Raw genomic sequence first — 18479 nt, forward strand, 5'->3', positions numbered from 1 at the left:
ATATTAGTTTTATAAAAATAACCCGTTCATTTCCAGTTTGAAATTTCCCTTTTTAAAAAAAGTGTGTTAATTTCAAAGCATTCTTTGCTAAAGAAGCCCGCCAGTATCCAGAAAACAGAAGCTTTTTTGAAACTAAACTATGAAAGTATTAATAGTAGAAGACGAAAGTGTTACGTTACTGATGCTGGAAGAATGTTTAAAATCCAATGGATATGAGGTGGTTACTGCTCAGGATGGCAGGGATGCCTTAAATGCGTTGGAAAACAGCCGGCCTGACCTTATTTTGACCGATATCATGATGCCTTATACCTCAGGTCTGGAACTGATAGGCATTACCCGCTCTTCCGAAAAAAGTGATATCCCCATTATTGTTCTTTCTGCCATAGATGAAGAAGCAACCGTAATTGAGGCTTTCCGGCTGGGAGCGGACGACTTTATTACTAAACCCTTTAATGCACCTGAGCTTTTATTGCGAGTAAAAAGGCTACTTCTGATAAGCCCGCGCACCCACCAAAGGGCTGTTTCCTGATTTACACCTTGAACAAGCCATTCCTGATGGCGTATAATACCAGCCCTACCCGTGAGGTAGTTTCCAGCTTATCAAACAGACTACTCCTTAAGCTTTCGACTGTACGGGGTGCAATACCCAGTTCATCCGCCATTTCTTTATAGGACTTCTCAGAACAACACAGTTTGAGAAAAGCAATTTCCTTGTCGCTCAATGTGTGAACTTCTTTAGTATCTCCCCCCTTGTTAATGAAGTGCACCATTTTACCAGATACCAATTCGTTCGTGCAAAATCCTTTATGAACAATACTGTGCAGAGAAGAACGCAGCACTTCCGGCTTACTATCTTTTAAAATATAGCCTCTGGCACCATTGCGCAACATGCGGATGATAGCCGCATCATTGTCCAGCATGGAAAGGACCAGTATTTTAATATCAGGGCGGTTTTCTTTAATCCAGCCGGCCGTTTCAAATCCATCCATCTCTGGCATGGTAATATCCAGCAATACCACATCCGGACACGGATAGGTACTTAATTGTTGTATAAAATGCTTTCCATTATCAGCTTCGAATACTATTTCATAATCACCAAAGCCGGTAATTACCGATGCAAGACCGCTTCGCAGCAAAGCGTGATCGTCAATCAGTGCAATTTTAATCATACAGCAAAAATATCCTTTAAGGGTTGTAAACTAATAGTAACTTCTGTACCTGCCCCGGGAGCAGTTTTAATATCCAGCTGACCATTTATCAGCCGGGCCCGTTGCTCCAGATTTTTCAGCCCTATTCCTGTTTTAGAAGGGTCAAGTTGCGAAAGATCAAATCCTTTACCGTCGTCTTTTATAGAAATTCTAACGCACTTTTCCTCCACCTGTAAGGCCACTTCAATACAACCGGCATTTGCATGTTTCAGAATGTTATTGAGCAACTCCTGCATCATCCGGAATAAAATGATTACCTGTTCCTCATTCAGCAACTCATCTATATCGTCACCGGACAGAATAGTTTTAACCGCTACAGTTTTCTCTATAATTGCCAGTTCATGCTCCAGTGCCATATATAAACCCAAATCCGTAATTTTTTCTCCGTTCAGGCTTCTGCTTAAATCCCGAAGGTCGGCAATGGCTTTTCCTACCAATTCATCAGTCACCTCCAGCTTTTCTCTGAAGTTGGCTTCGTTAATGGTGTTCAGGTTTAGTTTGGCAAGACTAAGCACCTGCCCGATGTTATCGTGGATTTCCTGGCTGATATTCCGGAAAGTTTGTTCCTGAATTTCCAGCTGAGATTGTAGCAGTGTATGCTCATACTGATTTTTCAGGTTATGTAAGTCCGTTTGGTGCATAATCCGTCTACGGTGTAACTGAGCAATCAGCAGGTAAAAAAATATGGTAAAGAAGAGAAATATAGCACTTGCTACAATAATAAATGCGAATGTCGGGTATATTGGCGCGGGCGTTTGTAACATAACAAACCAATGGTAATGAGCGCAAATTTAATGATAATAGCTACCGCCACAATCACCCATGCCAATTCAGCTTCTACATTCCTTCCTTCCAGCGAAAAAAATCTGTAAACCACAATTGACAATGTGCTGATGGCACAGCCCACTAAAAAGCCACTTACGATCCAGAAAGTAGGTAAACGCTGGAAATACAAAATCTCATCCTTTTTAGATAATTCCAACATATAATACATGGCAAGCAGCAACAGCAAAAAGTTAGTCAGGGTAAGGCTGTTACTGTTGAACTCGGTAAGCGGCTCAAGAAAGAGAATATTTAATAACCATAGAACAAAATAACCCGTTACCAAAATAATAACCGGCTTTAACGACTTCCCCAACAGTTCCCTGAGAATGTAAAATGAAATAAGCCCCATTTCTGTAAGGCTATAAAAATGATACAAAAATACATTATGTATCCCTCTACGGGCCATTACATTGGTGATAAAAAACAAGGCAACGTTCAATGCCAGGTAATAGAATAAGATCAGTTCTTTTTTACTGACCTTATTCCATAATAGCAGGTACGTAACCAGGGCTAGCAACGGCATATAGGTATCGCTATAAAATAGCCAGTCATACATAGGTTTAGCTCACTTATGGATTCAACTCATTTTTCTTTCCGCAACTTACCGGACAAGGCATAGGATTTCCGATAACAACTTCGCCCCCAATAGTGCCGGAAGAACCATCATCATCTCCTGAAGAAGAATCATCTCCGGGTATTTCAGAGGTAGCCTTCAAATTAGAAGCACCAGCTCTAAATGCTTTCAATGTTGTGGGAGTGATATAGTCGTTATACCCCCCTTGTGCGTCTTTTTCAGCACCCACAATAACTACACTAGGAACCTGTACATTATTTACCGTTTTCATTCCCAGATAAATACGGATGCCATCTAATGAAGTTCCATCTGTACCTCTCTGATTCAGAATACGCTCAATCTCTTCCCTCGTAAGCAAAAATGCTCTTGGAGTGTCAGCCGGCAAATGGTTAGCAGACAAAAAACTTCTGAAAGCAGCTACCTCATTTTTGGCATCATTCCACTTTTGTTCTGACATATATAATAAATGTTTGTTTTAGGGGTAAAGGGGTCAAGGGTATCTGGATTATTTATTCAGAGTACGGGGCAAATATCAGTCTCTTCAGGGAAGAAACAAGGGTACATTTCCCTACAATGAGCGTGATTTTTCACGCCCTTATTTACACAAATTCACCTATGTGTATTACACCTTCCCTAACTTTACCGGTATGAGTAAACTTAGCACGCTTGCCGAAACACTGATAGGCTCAGAAATTGTTCGTTTAGGCAACGAAATCAATGACCGCATCAGACAAGGTGAAAAAATCTATAATTACACCATAGGAGATTTTGACCCTGCTATTTTCCCTATTCCTAAAGAGCTGGAACAGCTGATTATAGAAAGCTATCAGCAGGGGTATACAAATTATCCTCCTGGAGATGGTTTAGGTGAACTGCGCTCAGCTGTGGCTGATTTCATTAAGGATTGGGAGGGTATAGAGTATACACCTAATGAAGTACTGATTGCTGCCGGTGGCAGACCCCTGATTTATACAATTTTCAAAACCATTGTAGACGCAGGTGATAAAGTAATCTACGCCGTTCCTTCATGGAACAACAACCATTATACCCACCTGACAAATGCCGTGCATTGTGTTATTGAAGCTACTCCGGAAAATAACTTTATGCCGCTGGCTTCAGACATTGCTCCACATATAAAGGGCGCGGCACTCATCTGCCTCTGTACACCTCAAAATCCAACCGGTACTACGCTGCCAGAGGCAGAGTTGAAAAAGATATGTGAGTTGGTGCTGGAAGAAAATGCACGGCGTGGTACTGACGAGAAAAAACTGTATGTAATGTACGACCAGATGTACTGGACACTTACTTATGTAAACACCCAACATGCCAACCCTATTTCGGTAAACCCAGCCATGAAGCCTTATACCATCTTTGTGGATGGTATGTCAAAAGCATTTGCTGCAACCGGCGTAAGAGTAGGCTGGGCATTAGGCCCAACCCATGTTATTGGCAAAATGAAAGCGCTGTTAAGCCATCTGGGTGCCTGGAGCCCGATGGCAGAGCAAAAAGCCGCTGCCTCTTACCTGAAGCAGAGAGAAGCCATAGAGAAATACCTGGCACACTATAAAAAGGAACTGGAAGAACGTCTTAATACCATATACAATGGCTTTATTCAGTTAAAAGAAAAAGGCTATGCGGTGGACGCCATTGTACCACAGGCAGCTATCTACCTGACTATTAAATTGGATCTTGCTGGTAAAAAGACTGCCGGCAATCAGCTAATTGCAGATCAAAGCGCCGTTACCAGCTATATACTGGATAAAGCCAAGCTGGCAGTGGTTCCTTTCTATGCTTTTGGAGCAGACAAACAATCACCCTGGTATCGCCTCAGCGTAGGCACCTGTAAAAAAGAAGAGATTACCGCAATGCTGGCAGGTCTGGAAGCAGCTTTGGCAACGCTGCAATAAAAAATAAAGGCTAGTTTTTGTTGTTGATAAACACAAAGGGCTTTATATCCCTTCTGGCTTGAAGCACTTTAAGAATAGCAGCGGGTTTAACGATGATTTTGTGCCTGTTAACGTCAATCACCTCGTTAACGGCACAAAATGTATCCATATTTTCTACATGAAATAATAGTTCATTAAGCAATTCTACTTCTTGCTCTAATGCTTCAGGATCGGACTCGTCCTTTCTTGTAAGTACCAGCAAATCTCTGTTCTGACTAAACATATCTCACAACCTGGTTTACACTAAATATTGGATTAAATTCATTCTCCTTTACCCCACAATACCTCTTCGGGGTGGACAGCCACATTTACTTTTATATGACTTCCCAAATAATCCGCACGAAGCCATTAACATGCTTAATATTAACAGCAAAAAAATACTTTGGTTTATCTTACGCCCCATAATTATTGTCTGTTTCTAAATTACGGAAAATTACCTACAATTCCGGTAGCAAACACATTTTGAGCGAAAATTCTACTATACCAGTTGCATTAGTAGCCCCACTTGATTGGGGGCTCGGGCATACAACACGCTGCATCCCGATTATTCAACAGTTACAGCAAAGCGGTTACAAAGTACTTGTTGCCTGTGAAGGCGCTCAGGAGCATTTGCTAAAGCGTGAATTTCCGGAAATAGAATGCTTGCACCTTTCTGGTTACTGTATACAATACTCGCATCATAAACGTTGGCTGGCCTTTAAAATTATACAGCAACTGCCTAAAATTTTAAAAGCCATTGTGCGCGAACATCAGTGGCTGAAAAAACAGGTATATCAACATAATATACAGTTAGTTATCTCAGATAACAGATTTGGTCTCTGGAACACAAAAACAACCTCTGTATTTGTAACGCACCAGCTTAATATTCAAACACCTTTCAGGTGGTTGACCAAAAGCGTACAACGCATCAACTACGCATATATTAACCGGTATAAAGCGTGCTGGATACCAGATATGGCTGACAATCAATTTAATATTGCCGGCGCGCTGTCCCATCCCCACCGTCTGCCCAAAGTTCCGGTGCATTATATAGGCCCACTTTCACGCTTTCAGTCTGCCTTCCTATCTCCGGAAAAACGCTTTACCTATAAATGGCTGTTTCTGCTATCTGGTCCGGAACCTCAACGTACATTACTGGAAAACAAGCTATTAGCAATAGCATCACAACTCTCTGGAGCCGTAATATTGCTCAGAGGCAGGCCGGGAGCAACCAGCCTGCCTGCCGCACCTGATAACTGTACAATAATAAACCATTTACCCACCGGCGAAATGCAGCAATTAATAGCACAATGTGAATTTGTGCTCAGCCGTTCAGGCTATACCACGGTAATGGAAATGCTGGCCCTGCAAAAGAAAGCTTTACTCATACCTACTCCCGGGCAAACAGAACAGGAGTATCTGGCACAACGCCTCACCAGCCAGCATTGGTGTTATAGCTGCTTTCAGCACGATGATCTGTTGTCACATCTGCTGCTGGCAGAAGCATTCAACTACCAGTTACCTCAGATTCAGCCTCATCAGCTAACAGGCGCCATAGAAGCACTATAAATCCAGTTTGGGATAATCAAAAAAGTCAAAATGTTTCTCCGCATCTGCAAACTCTTGCCAGCTGTCTATTTTGGCAGAAATTGCAAACACGCCACAGGTAGGCATGTTATCTATCCGCACAGCAGTAAGGGAATTAATAAAATCGGTGATACCGGGGTTGTGAGAGAACAAAGCCACTGTTTTCCAGTCATTATTCAGCTCTGCAACCACCTGAGAAAAAGTGGAGGGAGAAGCATGATACAATTCAGGTATCTGGTGAATACCCGCTTGTTTTATCTGATATACATCAGCAAAATAGATAGCTGTAGAAAAAGCCCTGCGTGCAGGGCTTGATACAAAAGCATTTATATCAGGCTCCCTGTCATGCAATCGCTTAGCCATAACAGGGGCATTCTTCTTACCACGATCATTTAAAGGCCTGTCAAAATCCGACTGCTCCAGATTTTGCCAGCTGCTTTTAGCATGACGAACCAATATTAGCTTTCTCATAAGGATAAATATACTAATAGATTACGGGTTAGTAACCGCGTACATTTTTCCCATCTACATAGTTAATAAAGGCCTTATTCACCACCCTGTTACCTCCCGGAGTAGGATAGTTGCCGGTAAAATACCAGTCACCGGTATTGGTTGGGCAGCTGTCATGTAAATCTTCAATGGTCTGATAGATTACTTCTACAGGAATATCCAGATCAGAAGGCGTAATCAACTGGGCAATCTTTGCAGAAATCTCGTCTGGCGTAAAAGAACTGTAAATCTTCTTTACCACATTTTCCGTATGCAACTGATTGGTACGTTGTAACTCTTTAATTTCATTGTATACGTCGGTAAGCACGTTTTCCTGACCTCTTTCCTTCAGCAATTCTGTAGCTGCACGGAAAGCAATAAAATCACCCAGCTTGCTCATATCAATACCATAGCAATCCGGATAACGTATCTGGGGCGCAGAAGAAACAACAATCACTTTCTTAGGCTGCAAGCGGGCCAGCATACGGATTATACTTTCTTTTAAAGTAGTACCACGCACAATAGAGTCATCTATCACTACCAGTGTATCTAATCCTTTCTGCACTGTACCGTAAGTAATATCGTAAACGTGCTGCACCATTTCGTTTCTGCTGGCATCTTCTGTAATAAAAGTGCGCAGCTTAACATCTTTGATGGCTATTTTCTCCTGACGGATTTTGCGGGTTACCATCTCCTGGAGTTTCTCTTCATCAAAGTCGTTACCCCAGCTCATGATACGTTGAATCTTAATCTGATTCAGATAATCCTCCATACCTTTCACCAGGCCATAGAAAGCAACTTCTGCGGTGTTGGGTATATAAGAGAAAATAGTATGCTTCAGGTCGTGATCAATACTTTCCAGTACGCGATGGCTCAAATGATAACCTAAAGCAATACGCTCACGGTAAATTTTCTCATCACTGCCACGGCTGAAGTAAATACGCTCAAAGCTACAGGCCCTTCTTTCTTTCGCAGGCTGTACCTGTTCTACTTTGTAACCACCTTCATTGTCTACAATCAACGCAGAACCAGGCATCAATTCCAACACCTCATTCTCACCTACGTTAAACGTGGTTCTGATAGCCGCTCTTTCGCTGGCTGCCACAATCACCTCGTCGTTACAGTAATAATAAGCCGGGCGAATGCCGTGTGCATCACGGGTTACAAAGCTATGGCCGTTACCCAGCAAAGCACCGATGGTGTAACCACCGTCAAACAGCGGAGTAGCTTTTTTCAGCACGGCGGCTACATCCGGATTGTTGGGGGCTTTCTCATCTTCTTTAGTCAGAAAATGATGTACTACCTCCATCATAGCCGCCAGATCACTTTGTTTCTGAAACTCTCCAGGGTCTATATTAACCAGATCAAATAATTCTTCTGTATTTACCAGGTTAAAGTTACCCGCCAGCGCCAGGTTTTGAGCAGGGGTAACATTACGCTTGATAAAGGGGTGGCAAAACTCAACATTGTTTTTACCCTGTGTGCCATAGCGAAGATGGCCCAGTAACAACTCACCCATAAAAGGCAGGTGGCCTTTCATTAACGCAGGATGCTTTTTAATATCGGGCTGATACCTTTCCAGTTCAGCTACTTCCTGTCCTACTTTAAAGAACAGATCAGCAATAGGCTGCTGGGCATTACTCCGCATACGATGCAGGAAAGGTGATCCGTTTTCAACGTTCAGTTTTACAGCAGCGATACCGGCACCATCCTGGCCGCGGTTGTGCTGCTTTTCCATGAGCAGGTACAGTTTGTTTAATCCGTACATCACTGTGCCATACTTCTCTAAATAGTAGGAGAACGGTTTTCTGAGGCGAATGTAGGCAAGGCCACATTCATGTTTTATTTCGTCGCTCATGGTAGATCTTGAAAAGAAGCCGCAAAGGTACGATTGTTCTTGTTTTAGAAAAGTGAATTATTCACTGATTTCTAATAAAGGCGACAGGCTTTCCGCCAGCCATAAGAACTCCTTTACAAAAACATCTACATTCTTTTGAAAAGCGGCCTCGGTTAACGCACCGGTTTCATCAAACCTCTGGTCTACGTAAGGGGTAATAAGCATATAGGGCGACCCTATACCGAATAAGGCATTGATGAGTAACTGCAACTGCTGGCTGGCGCGAATACCGCCCAAAGCGCCTGTAGATGTAGTTACAATACCGAATGCTTTATGATTTTGCTTGGGAAAATGGTCAAACAGTACTTTTACCGCGGGGGTGTAGCTGCCATTGTACTCGGGGGTAATAATAATGAAGGCATTGGCGTTAAAAACCCTTTTTACCAATGGCTGCAGACTTTCCGGCGCCTTTTCAGGTGAAGAAAACACCTCCTGCTGCATCAGCGGGAACTCCCATTCCCTAACATCTATAATCTGAACGTTGTGGCTGGTAGTATGTTGAAGCAGTTTTTGCAGATACAGCGCTACCCGGTAAGTAACACTACCCTGGCGCGGGCTGCCGGCAATAATTTCAATATTCATACCGCAACTTATACAGAATTGCTCATACCTGTTGTCGAAAATGGAAGAAACGTACCAATGTGTAAGTACGTTCCTCCACATTTCAACTGAGAACCAGTATACTAACCCTTACTTTTTCGCTTTCAGGTCTAACTTCAGATTCACTTCTTTCTGGATCATCCAATCCTGAGGATTGTTAGGTCCTTTATAGTTCATACCCCATAAAGTACGGTCAATGTTGAAGTTGGCCTGTGCTTCAACCGCTTCTGCACTTACAGTTACTTTAGCAGGGAAGGTTACGTTTTTAGTGCTGTCTTTCAGTGTAAGGTTACCGCTGATCAGGTGTGTAGCGCCTGGCAGTAAGCTTGCCTGCTTAGTGCTGTCGTAAGCTTCTACTTTAGTAATCTCAAATTTAGCGGTAGGATATTTAGCCACATCAAAGAAGTCAGGACTTTTCAGGTGCCCTTCCAGCATAGCGCGTTTAGCAGTATCGGTAATGTCTTTGTCTTTGATAGAAGCAGTGCTTACTACAAAAGAACCACCGGTGAGCGCACCATTATCTACAGACAGGGTACCGCTGCTGATAGCCAGTGAACCGGTATGCGGATCAACACCACCTTTGTGGGCAGTATGCCATTCCAAAGTAGTAGCTACAGTATCAATGTTTAAAGTATTACCGGTAGCAGCTGCCGCTTCTTGTTTTTCACCGGTTTCAGCGCTATCAGTTTTAGGAGAACTTTGGCATGACGCAAATACAACTGCGCCTATTACTGCCAGAGAAAGTGCTTGTTTAAGCATGGGTAATTGTTTTTGAGTGTTTGTTATATGATAAATTGATTGTGGAACTACGCTTGTTTAATCAACTGAACATTCAGTATCAGTTTTACTTCATCGCTAACTACTATGCCACCTGCTTCGGTAACGGCACTCCAGTTTAAACCAAAATCTTTACGGTTAATTTTACCTGTAGCTTCAAAACCAGCTTTGGTCTGTCCGTAAGGGTCTACCACCGTACCTGCATGTTCAACATTCAACGTAATAGGTCTGGTTACACCACGAACGGTAAAATCGCCGGTTACTGCATACTCTCCTTCCCCTTTTTTATCTATTCTGGTGGAAACAAAAGAGAGTTTAGGAAACTGGTCAGCAGCAAAAAAGTCTTCTCCTTTCAAGTGACCGTCACGTTGCTCATTGCCGGTATTAATGCTGTTTACATCTGCTTCAAAAGAAATAGCTGCATCAGTAAAGTCTTCATTTTCAGCAGTTACTGTTGCATCAAACTTATCAAACTTGCCAGTAACAGAACTTATCATCAGGTGCTTTACCTTAAAAGTAATTTCTGAGTGTGCTGCATCAATTTTGTACGTTGCCATTGTTGAATTTTTTATGGTTATTATTTAAATTCTGTTGCAAACCCCATGCAATTGACTCAAGTACAGGGGCGTATACGCCAAATACGTTCCAATTGTTCAATCAGGCCCGGGTTTCTTCCAGAATTTACAAAAAACACGAAGGGTATCCATCTGCACCGTTCCCGTTCTCACTCTTTACATTAAGCACATATTCACTCACACCCTCCGTGCTCCTGTTTCATCCAATCCATTACCCGTCCCGCGCCCATTACATGTACATACACGTATCGAACGTTAAAAAAAGCCTATCCTCTGTATTTGTCCAATAAATCATTAAGCTGTTCTAACTCAATATCACTCAAATGGCACACCTGACTGTTGGTCGCCTCCATAATATCGTTTACCGTAGCCAGCATATTAATGCCGGGTTGAGTAAGCGTAATTACTGTTTCCCGCTTGTCCTCCGAAGAGGTGCTTCTCTTCACCAGTTTCTTTAACTCAAGCCTGTCTATAATTCTTGGTACGTTTGAACTACGCTCAATCATGCGTCCGGCTATATCTCTCACACACATCTGATCGGGATACTTACCTTTCAGTATTCGCAGCACATTGTATTGCTCCGGCGTAAGGCCATATGCTTTCAATGCATCGCTTACAGAACACTTCACATGATAAGCAGTATACATAATGTTGATTGCTGCTTTCATTTGCTGGTTTTTAAAACCTTGTGTTTGTATCGCCTTTTCGATTTTCACAATACAAATGTATGTACATACATCTATCTAAACAACTACTCTGTCACTATTTAACAAAAAAGAAGGTAATGTCTATTAAACATTACCTTCACCTTATTCGCTTATACTTTGATTATCAGTACCTAAAGCTGTTATTGCGCAGCAGTGGCGTTGTTAACACTATGCCTCCATTGTTCCAGATTTTTACAGCCTGCAAAGTCTTTATCAATATTTATGTAATAGCCGGGAATATGCTCCGCAAACCATTTTCTCATTACATGCTCTTTCTTTTCTTCCATTACGCGCTTGGCCACACGGTCGTAATCATCTTTCAGGTTTTCGCGGTGTGGTTCTGTGCGGCTCTTTAATAAAATCATACGCACTGCATTTCTACCTCTTTCGTCTGTAAATGATTGTGGTGCAGAAATATCACCCACCTTCATGCCTTTCAGCAATGTTACCATGTCTTTATCTAAACCGTCAATAGTCAGATAGTTGCTGCCGTCCTGTTTGTTGCTGATGGCACCACCATTAAACTTACTATTTTCATCATCGCTATGCTTATTTACGGCTTCATTGAATGTAAAAGCGCCAGCTTGAATTTTACCACGAATACTATCCAGCTTGTTCTTGGCATCCTTAATCTCATCTTCTGTAACAGTAGGTATACGAAGAATATGTCTTACCACAGCGTCATCACCAGAGCGGCTTACCAGCTGTAAAATGTGTAAACCAAATTTGGAGCGGAATACGTTAGAAATCTGCCCTTCCTTTAAACGGAAAGCAGTGGAAAGAAACGTAGGGTCCCACATGCCTTTATCATTACGGTTCAGATTATACTGCCCGCCATTCTCTTTTACACCAGGGTCCTGAGAATATAATTTAGCCAGCAATTCAAAGGTTTTAGTGCCATTCTCCACCTGCTTTTTCATATCATTCAGCTGGTTGGTTACATATTCCTCCACATCACGGTTGGGCTTGGGATACACAATAATCTGGCTTATCTCCAGTTCGCTTTCATAGAAAGCAAGACTGTCTTTCGGAATTTTATCGTAGAAGGCTTTTACTTCTACCGGAGTTACCCGCACCCCATCCAGAATTTTACCGCGCATCTGGTCTGCCAGCTTTCTTTCACGGAAAATAGGACGGAAATCATCTTTAATCTGATATACCGTTTTACCGGCAATCTCCTCCAGAATCTGCTGTGTACCGTACATCTGAATAAAGCCACGCACCTGGTTGTCCAGCAAAGCTTCAATCTCATCATCTGTTACTACCAGTGAGTCCCGTTGTGCCTGTAATACCAGTGCTTTCCGGATTAATTCAGACTCCAGTATGTCACACTGATCCGGAATTACCGGTGCGCCCTGCCTTTTATAGTCAGCAATTGCGTTAAGAATATCTGATCGCAAAATAATTTTATCACCCACCTGAGCGGCAATATTGTCAATCAGAAACTTCTTCGACTGGGCCTTTGCCATTATCATGGCTCCAAATACCAGCAGTGAGCAAATGAATACTTTTTTCATAAACTTTTAGTGCCAGGCTTCAACAACCTGTTAGTGCTGTCAAAAATAGCTATTCCCCCCATCCATCACGCAGTGTGAAAGGGTTTTAACAAAAAAATCCCGATGTTCAGTACACCGGGATTTACTGATATATTTTACTGAATTTACAGCGTACGTTTTACTTCTTCTTCTTCGAAGGCTTCTACAATATCCCCTACTTTCAGATCGCTGAAGTTTTTGATGGTCAAACCACACTCGTAACCGGTAGCCACATCCTTCACGTCGTCTTTGTAACGTTTCAGGCTGCCCAGCTCGGCGTGTGCGCCTTCGCCTTTGGGATATTCCACAATACCATCGCGGATGATACGGATTTTGTTGTTGCGGCTGATTTTGCCATCCAGTACGTAACAACCTGCCACCGTAGCTTTGTCGAATTTGTACACCTCGCGTACTTCCACGTTGGCCACAATTTTCTCCTGAATCTTCGGCTCCAGCATCCCTTCCATCGCGCTCTTCACTTCTTCAATAGCGTTGTAGATGATAGAGTAGGTTTTAATCTGTACACCTTCGTTTTCTGCCAGCTTGTTCGCCTGCATAGACGGACGTACGTTAAAGCCTACGATTACCGCGTCAGAAGCTGTTGCCAGCAATACGTCACTTTCAGAAATCTGACCTACCGCTTTATGTACCACGCGTACCGCAATCTCCTGCGTACTCAGTTTCTGCAAGCTGTCACTCAGGGCTTCTACAGAACCATCCACGTCACCTTTGATGATAATATTCAGTTCTTTAAAGTTACCCAGTGCCAAACGACGGCCAATTTCATCCAGCGTAATATGCTTACGTGCACGTAAACCTTGTTCACGTAATATCTGCGCACGTTTGGTAGCTACATCTTTCGCTTCTGCTTCGTCTGTAAATACTCTGATTTTTTCACCCGCCTGAGGGGCACCGTTCAGGCCCAGTATTACTACCGGTGAACTTGGTGGCACTTCCTGCACGCGCTGGTTACGTTCGTTGAACATCGCTTTCACACGACCATAGTATTGTCCGGACACCACCAGGTCACCCTGACGTAAAGTACCGTTTTGTACCAGAATCGTTGCTACATAACCACGCCCTTTATCCAGAGAAGCTTCAATTACACTACCGCTGGCTTCCCTTTCAGGATTGGCTTTCAGATCCAGTAATTCTGCTTCCAGTAATATTTTCTCCAGTAACAGATCTACGTTCAGTCCTTTTTTCGCACTCAACTCCTGGCTCTGGAACTTACCGCCCCATTCTTCTACCAGAATGTTCTGTTGTGATAACTGCTCGTATATCTTCTTAGGATTCGCTCCGTCTTTATCAATTTTGTTGATGGCAAATACCATCGGCAACTGTGCTGCCTGTGCGTGAGAAATAGCTTCCTTGGTCTGTGGCATCACCGCATCGTCCGCTGCTACCACAATAACCGCCACGTCAGCCGCTTTGGCACCACGGGCACGCATCGCAGTAAACGCTTCGTGACCAGGTGTATCCAGGAAGGTGATTTTTTTACCGCCGGCAGTAGTTACCTGGTAAGCACCAATGTGCTGGGTAATACCACCTGCTTCACCTGCCACTACGTTTGCACTACGGATATAGTCAAGTAACGAGGTTTTACCGTGGTCAACGTGACCCATGATAGTCACAATCGGTGCACGTGATACCTGGTTCTCACCATCTTCAATGATATCGTCTTCGTCTTCTTCCTCAACGTCATCAATACCAATAAATTCTACCTCATAGCCAAATTCGCTGGCAACCAGTTCAATTACCTCGGCATCCAGGCGCTGGTTAATGGATACCATGATACCCAGTCCCATACACTTGCTGATAACCTCTGTAAAGTTTACATCCATCAGACTGGCCAGTTCGCTTACGGTTACAAACTCAGTTACCTGCAGTTTGTTGTCCTCTATGCCACTGCCCATTGATTCTGCAGCTTCTTCGCGCTTGGCACGACGATATTTTGCTTTCAGGCTCTTACCGCGGCCACCCGCACCCGCCAGTTTGGCCTGCGTTTGCCGGATTTTCTCCTGAATTTCTTTCTGATCTATTTCTTTGTCTTCTCTGCGGAAGCCACCACCAGTGTTGCTGTTACGGTCATTACGGTTGCCACCTCTGTTAGGACCGCCCTGACCACCACGGTTCTGGCCACCCTGGCCGCCTTGCTGAGGACCGCGGTTACCGCCTTGTCCCTGCTGGCCGCCTCTGTTGTAGCCGCCGCCTTGCTGACCACCCTGGCCCTGGTAACCACCCTGGCGCTGACCGCCCTGGCCTTGTCCCTGACCCTGATAACCACCCTGGCGCTGGCCACCCTGGCCCTGACCGCCCTGATAAGGAGGACGCTGACCACCCTGGCCCTGCTGTCCACCCTGGTATGGAGGACGCTGTCCTTGCTGGCCCTGTCCGCCGCCCTGACCTTGCTGGCCCTGACCGCCACCCGGAACGTTTTTATCCAGCGGAATACGTTTCCGCTTGCGTTTTTCATCCCGCTGACCACCAGCTTTGGGTCTTGTATCGCTATCTACAGGTAAGTTAATTTTACCCAGAATCTTAGGCCCTTCAATTTTATCGGCCTTAATATTTTCTATCACAGGTGCTCCGTTGTCAGTTGCTGCTGCGTCCTGCTGCCTTTCTTCAGGGGCTGCTTGTGCCGTCTGCTGCTCTGCTACAGGAGTTGTTTTATTTTCAGTTTCTTTTACAGGCTCCGGCGCTTTAACCGCAGTTGGCTGTTGCGGCTGAGGCTGGGCCTTCGGCTCTTCCTTCGCAGGCTCTGCAACTTCCTGTTTAGGTTGTGTAACATCTTCCTTCTTCGGAGCAGGCTGTGCAGCCGGTGCTTCCGTTTTAGGTTTGTTTGCCGGTGTATTATTGGTATTAGGTACAACCTTTTTAGGCCGGGTAGAGGAGTCAATAGCTGATAAGTCAATCTTATCAATAATCTTAGGTCCAATACCTGTTGCAACCTTGGTAATTTCCGGTTCCGCAGCGGGAGGTGGCGCAGGAGCCTGCGGTTTCTCTTCTACAGCTGGCGGTGGCGGAGTTTCCACTACCACAGGTTTTACTTCTTTAGGTTCGGCTACCGGAGGTGCTTCCACTACCGGTGGCTTAGGTTCTTCTTTTGGTTTTTCCGGTTCTTTTTCTTTTACCGGCTCTGCCACGGGCGGTGGCGGAGGTGGTGGTGTTACCGCTTTAGGCTCTTCTTTAGGAGCTGCTGCTTTTCTTGCGGCAGCTAAAGCGGCGGCGGCAGCGGCATCCTCTTCTTCTTTCTTCTTCTTCTCCGCCTGCATTCCTTTCGGAATTTCAATCTGGTCAGCTTTGTTCTTTGCTACCTTATCACTCTGAAACTCGCGCTGCAAAGCATGGTACATGGGCTCTGACAGCTTAGCAGTCGCTTTCAGATCATCCCTCATAAATCCTTTGCCAACAAGGAACTCCACCAGTGTATCCTGACCGATGTTGAATTCCTTGGCGGCAGCCAACAACCTTGGTAATTTCAATTCTGACATATTAATTTCACTTCCCCGGCCTTTGCAACGCTGCAGTACCGGAGAATTTTTTTGACTTTACTTATTCTTTCTCAAACTCTTCCTTCAGTATCCTTCTCACATCTGTAATCGTTTCTTTTTCCAAATCGGTTCTGCGCTCCAGCTCTTCCACTGTTAAATTTAACACACTGCGGGCAGTATCGCAACCTACTTTTTTCAGTGCCTCAATAATCCATGGTTCAATTTCGTCGGTGAATTCATCCATATCAATATCAAACTCTTCCACTTCACCTTCATTGTCACGATAAACATCCAACTCATAACCCGTCAATTCACAGGCCAATTTTATGTTTACGCCACGACGGCCAATTGCCAGCGAAACCTGATCGGCTTTCAGATAAACTTCTGCGTGTTTCTTTTCATTGTCTAACTCCATGTAGCTGATCTTGGCAGGAGTTAACGAACGTTGAATCAGTAACTGAGTATTGCTGGTATAGTTAATAACATCAATGTTCTCATTCTTTAATTCCCGTACAATTCCATGAATACGGCTACCTTTCATACCAACGCAGGCGCCTACAGGGTCAATGCGGTCGTCGAAACTTTCTACGGCAACTTTGGCTCTTTCGCCTGGCTCACGAACAATTTTGCGGATAGTAATCAGGCCGTCAAATATCTCCGGAACCTCAATTTCAAGCAATTTAGCCAGAAATTCCGGACTAGTACGGCTAAGAATGATTACAGGCGTATTATTTTTCATATCCACGCGTCTTACAACAGCACGGATATTCTCTCCTTTTTTGAAATAATCCTGCGGAATCTGCTCGCTTTTAGGCAAAATCAACTCACTTCCTTCTTCATCCAGTAACAGCACTTCCTTCTTCCAAACCTGATAAACTTCCGCACTGATGATATCACCAATACGGTCGCTGTACTTTTTCACCAGCACGTTTTTCTTCAGATCGCTGATACGGCTGGCCAGGGTTTGTTTGGCAGCCAGAATGGCACGACGGCCAAAATCCAGCATGTCCACTTCTTCATATAATTCTTCGCCTACCTCAAAGTCAGGCTCAATTTTTACCGCATCGCTATAACCAATCTCTGCCAGTGGGTCCATCACCTCCCCATCTTCCACAATTACCCGGCGGCGTATAATTTCAAGGTCACCCTTCTCGGCGTTAACAATTACATCAAAGTTATTGTCATCACCGTATTTTTTACGAAGCAAGGTTTTAAATACATCCTCCACCACTTTCATCATGGTTGGGCGGTCTATATTTTCAGCATCTTTGAAGTCCTGGAATGCTTCGATGAGGTTGATACTTGCCATATAATTACAATTTTCACTTATTACACAGGGCCTTGCGGCGCCGTATAATTTTTTAGAATTTTATTTGAACGGTTGTTGTTTTAATATTCTCAAAAGGAATTACCACCTGCTGGGTAACTGCTTTTTTACCCTTACCGGTAGTTTCTTCAATAATAATATCACTGTCGGCCACCTGAATCAGTTTGCCCTCTTTTACAGTACCATCATTAAAAGATACTTCCACAAAGCGGTCAATATTACGCGTATACTGCCTTAACATTTTCAGCGGCTCACCTACACCGGCGCTGGATACTTCCAGAGAAAATTCACCCTCAGGGTAAAAACCTGCCTCTTCAATTTTTTTGTACAGTTGTCTGTTAATACGCACACATTTATCAATGGTTACGCCGTTGTCCCCGTCAATAAACACTTTTATGTTATTGGTGGGCTTAATTCTTACCTGAATCAGAAAATATTCCGGTTCCGGAGCCAATAACTCCAGCAACAATGCTTCAATTTTCTGTATCTGCTCTTCCGTTGTCATACCTGTTGTAAAAAAGAGAAGGGAACGTCCTCCGTTCCCTTCATAGTTTCATATTTCCGGGGCAAAGGTAAGATAATCAGGTGGTGTATTCCAAACTTTTATTGCCTGTATCCGCTTTTTAGCCCCCGGCAGCGTTAACGGATTGCAAAAAAAGCAGGCTTTGGCTCCCATGGAAAACGCGCAGGTACTACCTTTACCACTATGCGATATGTATTTATAGCCGCCGCACTCTACATTCTTTACAAGCTGGTGTTCGATCTCATCATCCCGGTATCACGTGCTACCTCTCAGGTTCGCTCGCAGATGCGTCAGATGCAGGAAGCACAGCAACAGCAGTTTCAGCAACAACAGCAGGCACAGGCCCATACGGCTGACCGCCAGCGGTCAGAACCAACTGCGCCTAAACCATCCAAAGACGATTATCTCGATTTTGAAGAAATTAAATAGGAGGTTG

The 18479-nt window shown here is 43.9% G+C and carries 19 protein-coding genes; 4 read left to right on the top strand and 15 right to left on the bottom strand.

Annotated features, from left to right (window positions below):
- The first annotated feature begins 139 nt into the window (after positions 1-139).
- On the top strand, positions 140-529 hold the full coding sequence (locus IEY13_RS22630) for a response regulator (RefSeq protein ID WP_188956512.1): 390 nt from the start codon (positions 140-142) through the stop codon (positions 527-529).
- Between the two features lies 1 nt (position 530).
- On the opposite strand, the gene IEY13_RS22635 is transcribed toward IEY13_RS22630, so the two are convergent.
- From IEY13_RS22635 to IEY13_RS22650, 4 genes are all read right to left on the bottom strand, one after another.
- A complete protein-coding gene (locus tag IEY13_RS22635) occupies positions 531-1169 on the bottom strand; it encodes a response regulator transcription factor (RefSeq protein ID WP_188956514.1) in 639 nt (212 codons plus the stop codon).
- On the bottom strand, positions 1166-1849 hold the full coding sequence (locus IEY13_RS22640) for a sensor histidine kinase (protein ID WP_188956516.1): 684 nt from the start codon (positions 1847-1849) through the stop codon (positions 1166-1168). Before IEY13_RS22640 ends, IEY13_RS22635 begins: the two co-directional genes overlap by 4 nt.
- Before the next feature lie 71 nt (positions 1850-1920).
- Positions 1921-2589, bottom strand: a complete 669-nt coding sequence (locus IEY13_RS22645; protein WP_188956518.1) for a hypothetical protein — start codon at positions 2587-2589, stop codon at positions 1921-1923.
- Positions 2590-2602: 13 nt separating this feature from the next.
- The gene (locus IEY13_RS22650; RefSeq protein WP_188956520.1) at positions 2603-3064 is read right to left on the bottom strand and encodes a hypothetical protein; all 462 of its coding nucleotides are present in this window, start codon (positions 3062-3064) and stop codon (positions 2603-2605) included.
- Positions 3065-3254: 190 nt separating this feature from the next.
- Here IEY13_RS22650 and IEY13_RS22655 point away from each other — a divergent pair, with 190 nt between their 5' ends.
- Positions 3255-4514, top strand: a complete 1260-nt coding sequence (locus IEY13_RS22655) for a pyridoxal phosphate-dependent aminotransferase (protein ID WP_188956522.1) — start codon at positions 3255-3257, stop codon at positions 4512-4514.
- Between the two features lie 10 nt (positions 4515-4524).
- On the opposite strand, the gene IEY13_RS22660 is transcribed toward IEY13_RS22655, so the two are convergent.
- On the bottom strand, positions 4525-4776 hold the full coding sequence (locus IEY13_RS22660; protein ID WP_188956524.1) for a hypothetical protein: 252 nt from the start codon (positions 4774-4776) through the stop codon (positions 4525-4527).
- Between the two features lie 731 nt (positions 4777-5507).
- On the opposite strand from IEY13_RS22660, the gene IEY13_RS22665 reads away from it, so the two are divergent.
- Positions 5508-6101 (top strand): glycosyltransferase, encoded by a 594-nt coding sequence (locus tag IEY13_RS22665; protein WP_188956526.1) that lies wholly within the window; start codon positions 5508-5510, stop codon positions 6099-6101.
- Here the strand turns inward: IEY13_RS22665 and IEY13_RS22670 are convergent.
- The 10 genes from IEY13_RS22670 to rimP form a co-directional block, all read right to left on the bottom strand.
- Positions 6096-6590, bottom strand: coding sequence for a SixA phosphatase family protein (locus tag IEY13_RS22670; RefSeq protein ID WP_188956528.1), 495 nt, complete (start codon positions 6588-6590; stop codon positions 6096-6098). The two genes, IEY13_RS22665 and IEY13_RS22670, sit on opposite strands and share 6 nt — an antisense overlap.
- 28 nt (positions 6591-6618) lie before the next feature.
- Positions 6619-8346 (bottom strand): amidophosphoribosyltransferase, encoded by a 1728-nt coding sequence (locus IEY13_RS22675; RefSeq protein ID WP_229687969.1) that lies wholly within the window; start codon positions 8344-8346, stop codon positions 6619-6621.
- Positions 8347-8523: 177 nt separating this feature from the next.
- Positions 8524-9087 (bottom strand): NADPH-dependent FMN reductase, encoded by a 564-nt coding sequence (locus IEY13_RS22680; protein ID WP_188956532.1) that lies wholly within the window; start codon positions 9085-9087, stop codon positions 8524-8526.
- A gap of 108 nt (positions 9088-9195) precedes the next feature.
- Complete coding sequence (locus IEY13_RS22685; protein ID WP_188956534.1) at positions 9196-9864, bottom strand: YceI family protein; 669 nt, start codon at positions 9862-9864, stop codon at positions 9196-9198.
- A 47-nt stretch (positions 9865-9911) separates the two neighbouring features.
- The gene (locus IEY13_RS22690; protein WP_188956536.1) at positions 9912-10439 is read right to left on the bottom strand and encodes a YceI family protein; all 528 of its coding nucleotides are present in this window, start codon (positions 10437-10439) and stop codon (positions 9912-9914) included.
- A 284-nt stretch (positions 10440-10723) separates the two neighbouring features.
- Complete coding sequence (locus IEY13_RS22695) at positions 10724-11125, bottom strand: MarR family winged helix-turn-helix transcriptional regulator (RefSeq protein ID WP_188956538.1); 402 nt, start codon at positions 11123-11125, stop codon at positions 10724-10726.
- A gap of 179 nt (positions 11126-11304) precedes the next feature.
- Positions 11305-12681, bottom strand: coding sequence for a peptidylprolyl isomerase (locus IEY13_RS22700; protein ID WP_188956540.1), 1377 nt, complete (start codon positions 12679-12681; stop codon positions 11305-11307).
- Between the two features lie 143 nt (positions 12682-12824).
- Complete coding sequence (gene infB / locus IEY13_RS22705; RefSeq protein ID WP_188956541.1) at positions 12825-16193, bottom strand: translation initiation factor IF-2; 3369 nt, start codon at positions 16191-16193, stop codon at positions 12825-12827.
- Between the two features lie 61 nt (positions 16194-16254).
- Positions 16255-17502: a transcription termination factor NusA gene (gene nusA / locus IEY13_RS22710; protein WP_188956543.1), complete on the bottom strand. Its 1248-nt coding sequence runs from the start codon at positions 17500-17502 to the stop codon at positions 16255-16257.
- Between the two features lie 52 nt (positions 17503-17554).
- A complete protein-coding gene (gene rimP / locus IEY13_RS22715; RefSeq protein ID WP_188956545.1) occupies positions 17555-18025 on the bottom strand; it encodes a ribosome assembly cofactor RimP in 471 nt (156 codons plus the stop codon).
- Between the two features lie 201 nt (positions 18026-18226).
- On the opposite strand from rimP, the gene IEY13_RS22720 reads away from it, so the two are divergent.
- A complete protein-coding gene (locus tag IEY13_RS22720; RefSeq protein WP_188956548.1) occupies positions 18227-18472 on the top strand; it encodes a DUF4834 family protein in 246 nt (81 codons plus the stop codon).
- Positions 18473-18479 lie beyond the last annotated feature (7 nt).

The sequence above is a fragment of the Filimonas zeae genome, assembly GCF_014641615.1.
Taxonomy (GTDB): Bacteria; Bacteroidota; Bacteroidia; order Chitinophagales; family Chitinophagaceae; genus Filimonas; species Filimonas zeae.